The 9,469-nt window shown below is 63.6% G+C and carries 9 protein-coding genes; 3 read left to right on the top strand and 6 right to left on the bottom strand.

The genetic code is table 11. The annotated features are described in order from the left end of the window. Positions 1-114: 114 nt before the first annotated feature. Together LJE63_17535 and LJE63_17530 are read right to left on the bottom strand one after the other, a co-directional pair. Complete coding sequence (locus LJE63_17535; protein ID MCG6908411.1) at positions 115-1,452, bottom strand: acyl-CoA dehydrogenase family protein; 1,338 nt, start codon at positions 1,450-1,452, stop codon at positions 115-117. 17 nt (positions 1,453-1,469) lie between these two features. Beyond that, positions 1,470-1,895, bottom strand: coding sequence for a DUF3783 domain-containing protein (locus LJE63_17530; protein MCG6908410.1), 426 nt, complete (start codon positions 1,893-1,895; stop codon positions 1,470-1,472). Positions 1,896-2,100: 205 nt separating this feature from the next. Between LJE63_17530 and LJE63_17525 the strand changes: the two genes are divergently transcribed. After that, positions 2,101-3,060: an aldo/keto reductase gene (locus tag LJE63_17525; GenBank protein ID MCG6908409.1), complete on the top strand. Its 960-nt coding sequence runs from the start codon at positions 2,101-2,103 to the stop codon at positions 3,058-3,060. A gap of 42 nt (positions 3,061-3,102) precedes the next feature. On the opposite strand, the gene LJE63_17520 is transcribed toward LJE63_17525, so the two are convergent. The 3 genes from LJE63_17520 to LJE63_17510 form a co-directional block, all read right to left on the bottom strand. Beyond that, the gene (locus LJE63_17520; GenBank protein ID MCG6908408.1) at positions 3,103-3,435 is read right to left on the bottom strand and encodes an MTH1187 family thiamine-binding protein; all 333 of its coding nucleotides are present in this window, start codon (positions 3,433-3,435) and stop codon (positions 3,103-3,105) included. 14 nt (positions 3,436-3,449) lie between these two features. Further along, the gene (locus tag LJE63_17515; GenBank protein ID MCG6908407.1) at positions 3,450-4,130 is read right to left on the bottom strand and encodes a hypothetical protein; all 681 of its coding nucleotides are present in this window, start codon (positions 4,128-4,130) and stop codon (positions 3,450-3,452) included. A 112-nt stretch (positions 4,131-4,242) separates the two neighbouring features. Further along, entirely contained in the window at positions 4,243-4,791 is a 549-nt protein-coding gene (locus LJE63_17510; protein MCG6908406.1) for a DUF2062 domain-containing protein, read from the bottom strand. A 478-nt stretch (positions 4,792-5,269) separates the two neighbouring features. Here LJE63_17510 and LJE63_17505 point away from each other — a divergent pair, with 478 nt between their 5' ends. Further along, on the top strand, positions 5,270-5,743 hold the full coding sequence (locus LJE63_17505; protein ID MCG6908405.1) for a hypothetical protein: 474 nt from the start codon (positions 5,270-5,272) through the stop codon (positions 5,741-5,743). Positions 5,744-5,828: 85 nt separating this feature from the next. Here the strand turns inward: LJE63_17505 and LJE63_17500 are convergent, their stop codons facing one another. Next, positions 5,829-7,685, bottom strand: a complete 1,857-nt coding sequence (locus tag LJE63_17500; protein ID MCG6908404.1) for an ATP-dependent helicase — start codon at positions 7,683-7,685, stop codon at positions 5,829-5,831. Between the two features lie 449 nt (positions 7,686-8,134). On the opposite strand from LJE63_17500, the gene LJE63_17495 reads away from it, so the two are divergent. Further along, positions 8,135-9,469: dihydroxy-acid dehydratase (locus LJE63_17495; GenBank protein ID MCG6908403.1), on the top strand; the 1,335-nt coding region annotated here is incomplete at its 3' end.

Below are 9,469 nucleotides of genomic sequence, written 5' to 3'. Positions count from 1 at the left end.
CGGGGCCATAGACGAGGGCTGGCGGGAGGGCCTTGGAGGGTCTCGCAAAGGGGATCGAAATGTCGGGGGGGCGGGACTGCCCGCGGCCCTCGGGGGCCACGGGCTTTTACCGGATCAGCGCGGCACGGCCTTGAAGGCCGTTTGCGGGAAAAAACAGAGCGGGCAGCTTTCCGGCGGCGCGTCGCCGGCGTGCAGATAGCCGCACATCCGGCAGCGCCAGAGGGGGCCGTCGACCACAGCCGCGGGGGGTTCGGAGGGGGGCGCCTCGAAAGCGATCGGCAGGTCCTCTAAAGGCGGCATCACCGGCGTGTAGGCATTTAAAACATGGCCGGAGACGATCATCCGCTGAATCTCGCTGGTGCCCTCGTAGATGGTCAGCAGGCGCGTGTCGCGCAGCAGTTTCTCCAAGGGGAACATCCGGGTGTAGCCGTAGCCGCCCAAAATCTGGAGGGCCTCGTTGACCACCTCGAGGGCGGCTTCGGTGGCGTAAAACTTCGCGACCGAGGCGGCGATGGTCGGGTCCAGACCTTGATCGGCCTCCCAGGCGGCTTTCCAGGTCAGCAGGCGCGCGGTTTCCACCCGCTGGTACATCTCGGCGAATTTGAACTGGATGGCTTGGTTATTGGCGATCGGGGCTCCGAAGGTTTTGCGCTTGCGGGCGTAGTCGATGGCATACTCCATGGCGCTGCGGGCCGCCCCGACGGCGAAGGCGCCGATCACCGGCCGGGTGCGCGCAAACGTCTTCATGGCCAGCACGAAGCCCTTGCCCGGGGCGGCCAGTACGTTTTCCCCGGGCACCCGCACGTTTTCAAAGTGCAGCGCGGTGGTGTTGGAGCTGCGCTGCCCGAGCTTGGGGATGTGGCGGCCGACCGAGACCCCCGCCCACTTTTTTTCGATCACGAAAGCACAGATCCCCTCATGGCGGCTTTGGGGATCGATGGTGGCAAAGACGGTCATGAAGTCCGCGACGCCGCCGTTGGTGACCCAAAATTTCGTTCCACTCAGGCGGTAGCCGTCGCCATCGGGGGTAGCCAGGCAACGGATGGCGGCAACGTCCGAGCCCAGGGTGGGCTCGGAGGTGGCGAAGCAGATCAGGCGGAAATTGCGGACGATCTCGGGCAGGTATTTCTCTTTGGCGGCGTCATTCTCGGAGAGCACGATGGGCTCGAGACCCAGGGAATTGTCGAAAATCGATGTGGCCAACCCCGGGCAGGCCGCGGCGATCTCCTCGGTCACCAGGACGCTCTCCAGCATCCCGAGACCCTTGCCGCCGAAGCGCTTGGGGACGTCGCCGTTCATCAGGCCGGCTTTGAACGCTTTTTTCAGGACCTGCAGGGGCAGTTCGTTTCGGCGGTCGTAGTGCCAGGCCACCGGCAGGACCTCCTTGAGGGCGAAATCGCGGGCCTTCTGGCGCAGCTTGGTTTGCGGGGCGCTCAAACTGAAATCCAGCATACCGTCTCCTTTCGCGTTCAGCTCTGCCGGCGCTGGAAGGCCCGGCGTTCCGCGTCCAGCTCATCCAACAGGGATTTTATCGTCCAGCCCTCGGAGGTGGGCGTAAGGGTGGCCCACAACTGCGCCGGCAACCCCTGCTGCCGATAGCCGCCCATCAGGGCGTGCAGTTCACGCTCGCTCAGGCCCGACATGATGACGGCCCGCCGCAGGCTGGAATCCCGCTCCCAGCCGCTGCGGTCCGGGTGCTCCAGAAGTGTTTGAAGGGTGCAGTGGGCCTGGCTTTCAGGCACAAAGACAACGGGCAGCGCCTCCAGCCCGCACCCCCCGAGGAGTTCCAAAAGGGCGGCCTGCTCCGACTGCGGATAGCCGCAGACCAGCAGTTTACGGGGTCCGTACATTCTTCGATCGGTCTGTTTGACCTTCTGAAAGCCGTTTTTTTCCATATCGTCCTCCCTCACCCCAAAGGCGGGTTGCCGGCAGCAGCCGCGCTGCATCCGGGTTTTAAAAGCGTTGCCGGGCTAACAAGGGCCAACCGCAGCCAACGGTTGGCTTTGGGCACAAAGACGGGTATAGTGGAGGCTATAAAACACTCCGGCTGAAAAATCAAAATCCGATCCGGACTTCACTTTCGCACCAAGGAGGGGTCTCATGCAGCAGCGTGAACTGGGCAGATCCGGCATCGCCATCAGTGCCGTGATCATGGGAACCTGGCAGGCCGGCAAGGACATGTGGGTGGGCATCGAGGATGCTGCAAGCGAGGCGGCCGTGCGCGCGGCCTTCGAAGCCGGCATCACCACCTTTGACACGGCCGAGATTTACGGCAATGGCCACTCGGAGCGCATCCTGGGAAAGGCCCTGGCCGCTGTGCGCGGCCAGGTGGTCCTGGCCAGCAAGGTGTTTGCCAATCATCTCAAGTACGACCAGGTGATCCAGGCCTGCAACCGATCGCTTAAAAATCTGGCCACCGACGTCATCGACCTCTACCAGATCCACTGGCCCGCGGGCAGCTTTGGAAGCCCCCGGGTGCCGGTGGCCGAAACCATGGGGGCCCTCAACGACCTCCGGACGGCGGGCAAAATCCGGGCCATCGGAGTCTCCAACTTTTCCGCGGCCCAAATCCAGGAGACCGCCCAATACGGTCGCATCGACAGCCTGCAGCCCCCCTACTCCCTTTTCTGGCGGCACCTGGAAACCGATGCCATGGATTACTGCCAGGCGAACGCCATCACCATCCTGGCCTACTCGCCCATGGCCCAGGGGCTGTTGACGGGCAAGTTCGGCCCGGACCACCGATTTGAAAAAGGCGATCACCGGGCCAAAAGCAAACTGTTTAAACCGGATACTTTTCGCAGGGTTCAGGCGGCCCTGGCGGCCTTGCGACCGATCGCGGCGCGCAACGGGGTGAGTTTGGCGCAGCTGGCGCTTGCCTGGGTGCTGTCGCACCCGAACACCTGCGCCATCGCCGGCGCGCGCGGACCCGGACAGATCAGGGAAAGCGCCGCAGCGGCCGAGGTGGTGCTGGCGGCGGCGGACCTGGCGGAAATGGACCGGATCAGCCGAACCGTGACCGAAGGCCTGGAGCCCGACCCGCTGCTTTGGGATTTTTGATGGCGGCCCAGAAAGTCTAATCTCGGCGCGGCGTCAGGGCTTTCAGCCCGCCGGGGGATCTTCAAAAACCGCCTCCCGGCTGCCGAGCTTTGTCTCGACGGCGCGTATCTTGCCCTGCAGCCGGCCCGCCGGGCCTTTGCGGTAATCCGCCTTGAGGGTCAGATAGACGCGCTCGCTGTCCACCGCCAGGGCCTTGAAACAGCGGCTCACGACCGCCATCACCGCGTCCCACTCGCCTTCGATGCAGGTCCCCATGGGGCCGAGTTGAAACGGCAGTCCGCTGTCACGCACGATGCGCACCGCACGCGCCACATAGGCGCTCACGCTGGCGCCTTTGTCCGTAGGAAAAAGCGCCAGTTCGACGATGACACTCATACCGACCTCCGTCCTCAGATCCTGACGAAATCCACATACTCGCCGTGGGTCAGGCAGTGCGCCCAGATCCGCAGGGTATCGCCCCGCGAAACTCCCCGCGGCAGGGCCGCAAGATAGATGGTGTAGATACCGGCCTCATCGGTCAGTCGATGGCGGCCCAGGATGGCGTAGCGACCGCTGTCGTCGGGAGACGCCTGCGGCCAGCCCGAATAGGTGCTGACCGCCGTTTCCTGCCAGCTGCCGGAGGACTTCCGGATCCTGATCCAGTTGAACCAATGCCCCTCGAAATTGTTGGATGCCTCGGGGGGTGCATTGGGATGCCGGACATGGCCCTTGGCCGGATCACCCCACATCAGGGCGACATAGCCTTCGGGGATGCCGGCCGGATCCACGGGCGGCAGAAACGGCAGATGTTTTCCCAAGTGGGCGCTTTCCCCATCGGGCCCGTTGATATCGGGAAGATAGGATGCCGGGATGGCCCCGGCATTGCCCCGTGCACGGTTGAACCCGATGGGATCCCAGCCGCGCGGTCGCACCAGCGGCGGTACCAGGGGCTGCGCCCCCGCCGCCCCGGATCGCGCTTCAGGGGGCGCCTCGCCTGAACGCTCGCAGGCGGTCACCAGCGGGTAGAGCAGGATACCTCCCGAAAGAACTGCCGTTTTACCCAAAAACTCGCGCCGGCTCTGGGGTTTCATTGCACCTCCTTTCCCGCGGGCTGCGGGACTTTGCTCGTGAGCGGTTGCGCGCCTTGGGGCCACGAGCGGCATGCGTCCTCCGGCTCGCCGAAATGACACTGCGGCGGCAGCCTCAATTTTGGCGCTTTTTCCTCTTATTGCGAACCCGCCGCTTCAAGGCTGTTTTTTCAATTTTTTGGGCTATTTTTGCCTTCAACCCCTGCTGGTATTTGAGAACCGACTGGTAGGCAAAATAGTAGCCGATCGCGGCCAGCGGGAGCCCCAGGATAACCCCCCCCACAATCAGGGTCCAGAAGATTTCAGGCGTTTTCTGCAGCAGGCCCGTTATGGTTGAAAGCCCCAGCTCACCGGGTGGCTTAAAAGGCCGTGCCGAGCCGCTGACACGGGCCCCCAGGATGTAGGTGGCGCTATAGACGAACGGGGCCGTGAGGGGATTGGAGACCCACACCCCCAACGCGGAGGAGATTTTGTTCCACTTGAAAATAGCCGCGAAAAAAACGGCGATTGCCGTGTGAAGCCCCATGAAGGGGGTCATTCCGACGAAAAGCCCCAGGGCGAGCCCCAAGGCGATTTCACGGGGGCTGCCCCTGATTTTGAGAAACCGCTCGTAGGTTTTCTGAAGAAAGGCGGTGGCCCGGAGAATTGGAAAGTATCTGTACATAAACCCGCTGTAATCAACGCCCCCCAACCCGGACGGCGGAACACCGGGCACCGGCCGAGCCCCTTCTGATGGACAACGGCAGCCCGAAATCGCGGCGCTGCTGCAGGCCGCCACAGCCAGCGGCCTGGCTTGGCGGCCGCAACAGCTGCAGCCCCCGGGCGCCGGAGCCGTCAAACGGGCCAGATTTAATCAAAATCGGTGCCAATGTCAACCAGACCCCGAAGCCGACAATCGCTGTCCGGGAGCACCCGAATCAGATCTGACAGGGGTTTGCCTCGGTCGCCGACCTGTATTATGGTTGAACTGCCGGGCGGGGGCAGCGGTGGCACCGGGAAATCAGCGACAAAGGCTTTAGCGCCCGCATCGCTGCCCGGGGCCACCCCACCTGACTTCCAAGGCTGCTGAGGGCCGCCGTCGGCAGGAATGCGTGAGATAAGGGCCTCGGCCCTAAAATTCAAGCCCACAGGAGGATCAAACCATGAGAATTTTTTTTGGCGTCTTCACCCTGGTTGCCCTTTTCAGCACCCCCCTGATCCACGCCCAGGACAGTGCGGTAATGGCCGGCTGGGAGAAGGACAGCCCTTACAACAGCCGCTACGACGCCGCCGAGCTGGACCAGCTCAGGGGGGTGGTCACCGACATTCGCGAGGTGGTGCCGCTGCCGGGGATGTCACCGGCGGTGGCGCTGGTGGTCCAGGAATCCGAGGGTGACGAGATTCTGGTTCACCTTTGCCCGGCGTGGTTTGCGGACCGCACGGCAATCGGCGTCAAGAAGGGGGACAAGGTCAAGATCCGGGGGGCCTGGGCGGAATTCGACGGCACTGACGTGTTCATGGCCTCCAAGGTCAAAAAGGGGGACTTTTTCGAGTTCAAGGTGCGCTTGACAAAGGACGGCACGCCCTTCTGGACCATGACGCCGGAGGAGTTGGAGCGCGAACGGCAGTCGCAGTAGCCGACCCGGGGCATCACACCCCCCCGGCCGCCGGGATGCCGGCGCGGTCGAGGGGCCCGACCGCCGTTGGGGGCCGGCGCCTCCGCTACCCCAAAAGCTCGGCAATCTCGTTTAGAAAGCGGCTGCGGCAGTTGTACTGCCCCTTGCGGTAATCGGCGCTTGACAGGTAGAGGTAGCGTTCGGCGCGGGTGACCGAGACATACATCAGGCGGCGCTCCTCTTCGATTCCGGCGCGCTCCTCGAGGGCTTTCCAGTGGGGGAAGAGCTGCTCCTCGCAGCCCACAACGAACACCACCCCGAACTCCAGCCCCTTGGCGGCGTGGATCGTGGAGAGGTTGACCCCCCCGGAGGGCGCCTGTTCGTCATCCGGCTTGTCCTCCTTGACCAGGGCGGCCTCCTCGAGGTAGTCAAGCAGGGTCTCTTTCTGGGAGGCCGAGTAGATCAGCTGCTGGATGTTTTCCTCCCGCGCGGTGAAGTCCATGGAATTGCCCTGGGCGTAGGCCTTCAGGTAATCGAGATACTGGAGCCGGGCGATGACCTCCTGAAATGCGGCAGCCGGTTGCATGTCGCGGATGTCGTCCAGCAGATCCAGGACTTCGGTCAGGCTGCGGTAGAGCTTGGGGGTCAGCAGCTTGTCCGCCACCGCCTGGCGGGCGGCATCCTGCAGGCTCATGGCGCCGGTCTTCATCGCGGCCAGTTTTTTGACCGTCCCGGGGCCGATCCCCCGCTTGGGGGTGTTGAGGATCCGCTCGAATGCCACGTCGTCCTTGGGGAAGACGGCGGCCGTGACATAACAGTTGAGATCGAGGACTTCCTTGCGGTCGAAAAACCCCTTGCCGCCCAGCAAGCGGTAGGGAATGCCCCGCGCGCGGAATGTTTGCTCAAAGGCCAGGGAGCAGAATTTCGTTCGATAAAGCACCGCCATCTGGTCATAGGCGATCCCGCCGCGGTTGAACTTCTGGACTTTGCGGGCCACCCAGTCGGCCTCTTTTCCCTCGTCAAAAAAATCATGGAGTTCAACCACGCCGCCGCGCTTGTCTGAAAAGCAGGCCTTGTCCATCTTGTGGTCGTTATAACCGATGAGGTCGTTGGCCACCTGAACGATCTCGTCGGCGCTGCGGAAATTCTGCTCCAGGCGGAACACCTTGGCGCCCGGATAGGTTCGGGAGAAGCCGAGGAAATGGTCCACGTTGCTTCCGCGGAAGGAATAGATCGCCTGCCAATCGTCGCCCACGCAGAAGAGATTGCCGTCTTTGAGCAGCAGCCGGGTCAGCTCTTCCTGCAGGTTGTTGGTGTCCTGGTACTCATCGCAGAGAATGTACCTGAACAGCTTGCGGTAATGGTCCCGCACCGCCTGGTGATCGCGCAGCAGATCCCGGGTGAGGAGCAGGATATTGTCGAAATCGACCGCGTTCATGGCTTTCAGGGTCTGCTCGTAGAGCCGATAGGCGTCCGTGAGGCGGATATTGCCCACGCGCGGTTTGCGGTCGAAATAGGCGGCGGGATTGCCGGAGTTCTTGGCGTGCGAAATATGGGCGCGAACCGCCGGCACGTGTTTCTTGTCCTGGTTCAGGCGGCCGATGACGATCTCCTTGAAGGTTTTCAACTGCTGGTACTCGGCTAAAACCTGCAGGGCCGGCTGGTAGCCCAGCAGCCCGCAGTGCGCCTTGAGGATCCGGAGGCAGGCGGAGTGGAAGGTTCGCACCCAGGGGAATTTGAAAGCCGGCAAACCCGTCAGGCTCACCAGCCGCGTTTTCATCTCCTCGGCGGCCTTGTTGGTGAAGGTGATCGCCAGGATCCGCTCGGGTTCAAAGCCCGAGCGCACCAGTTGGTCGATCTTGGCCGTCAGGGTCATGGTTTTGCCGGAGCCGGCACCCGCCACCACCAGGGTCGGGGTCCCCATATAGGCCACGGCGCGCTGCTGCTGTTCAGAAAGTTGCATACTTTTTTCTCCCCACCCGATCACGGACCCCAGAGGCCGCCCGGGCGAAACCCCAAGGCCGGTTTGGCTGACAGGCGCAAGCCCTACCAAAATTCCGGAGTGAAGTAAAGCGCCACCCGGGCGCTACCCGAAGTCACGCTGGCAGATGTATTGCCCCAGGAAACGGGGCGTCCGCCACCGCGTCGCCGCCGGCGACAAAAATGTCTTGACAGCTTATCGGCTTGCTGCTAATGTTTGTTTATTCTATCAATCCAATCCGGGACCCGATGATTTCCAGCGCCCTTATCCTCATTATTAGCCTTATTAGCGTCCTCGTAGCGGACCTCGTCCTCCGCTGCGGGGATAATGGGTTGATAATGGCCTAAGCGCACCATCCACACCAGGAAAAAATCCGTTATCAGCCCAAGGGCCGGTAACGGATTTTTTTTTGGAAAACGCGAAAGGAAGCCATGAAAAGCGACAGCGTCAAAGACGGCATCGGCCGGGCGCCCCACCGGGCCCTCTTCAAGGCCATGGGGTATACCGATGCCGAGATCCGGCGCCCGCTGGTGGGGATCGCCAACTCGGCCAACACCATCATCCCCGGCCACATCCACCTGGACAAGATCGTGGAGGCCGTCAAGGCCGGCATCTACATGGCCGGCGGCACCCCCATCGAGTTCGGCACCATCGGGGTCTGCGACGGCATCGCCATGAACCACGTGGGCATGAAGTACTCGCTGGGCAGCCGCGAGCTGATCGCCGACACCATCGAGGTCATGGCCACCGCCCACGCCCTGGACGCCCTGGTGCTGGTGCCCAACTGCGACAAGATCGTACCGGGAATGCTGATGGCTGCCGCGCGCCTGGATCTGCCGGCGATCGTGGTTTCCGGCGGTCCGATGCTGGCCGGTCGACGGCCGGGCGGAGGCAGGGAAAAAATCGACCTGATCACGGTTTTCGAGTCGGTCGGGGCGGTCAGGGCCGGCCGGATGACGCCCGCCGAGCTGGCCGAAATCGAAGACGCGGCCTGCCCCACCTGCGGGTCGTGCGCCGGCATGTTCACCGCCAACTCGATGAACTGCCTGACCGAAGCCATCGGTCTGGGGCTTCCCGGCAACGGCACCATCCCGGCGGTCATGGCGGCCCGCATCCGGCTGGCCAAAGCCGCCGGGATGCAGGTGCTCACCCTGCTGGCCGAGGGCCTGACGCCCCGCCGGATCCTGACCCCCGATGCCTTTCGCAACGCCCTGACGGTGGACATGGCCCTGGGTTGCTCGACCAACACCGTCCTGCATCTGAGCGCCCTGGCGCGCGAGGCCGGGGTGGACTTCGACCTGGAGATGATCAACGCCGTCAGCGCCCAAACCCCCCACCTCTGTTCGCTCAGCCCCGGCGGCAAGGACCATGTGGAGGACCTCGACCGCGCAGGCGGCATCCCGGCGCTGATGCAGACGCTGCTCGCGGGCGGGCTGATAGACCCCGCCTGTCTGACGGTCAGCGCCGCCACAGTCGGCGAAAACCTCGCCAACGCACGCGTCCTGGACCCCGCGGTGATCCGCCCGCTGGACTCGCCGTATCACCCGGAGGGCGGGCTGGCGGTTCTTTTCGGCAACCTGGCCCCCGAAGGCTGCGTGGTCAAGCAGTCCGCCGTGCGGCCCGAAATGATGCGCCACGAGGGGCCGGCACGGGTCTTCGACACCGAGGAGGCGGCCACCGAGGCCATCATGACCGGGGCCATCCGCCCGGGGGACGTGGTCGTAATCCGCTATGAAGGCCCCATGGGCGGCCCCGGGATGCGCGAG

The organism is Desulfobacteraceae bacterium, assembly GCA_022340425.1.
GTDB lineage: Bacteria > Desulfobacterota > Desulfobacteria > Desulfobacterales > JAABRJ01 > JAABRJ01.
The sequence above is the reverse complement of the archived record's forward strand: the minus strand, read 5'-3'. Positions and strand labels throughout refer to the sequence as shown.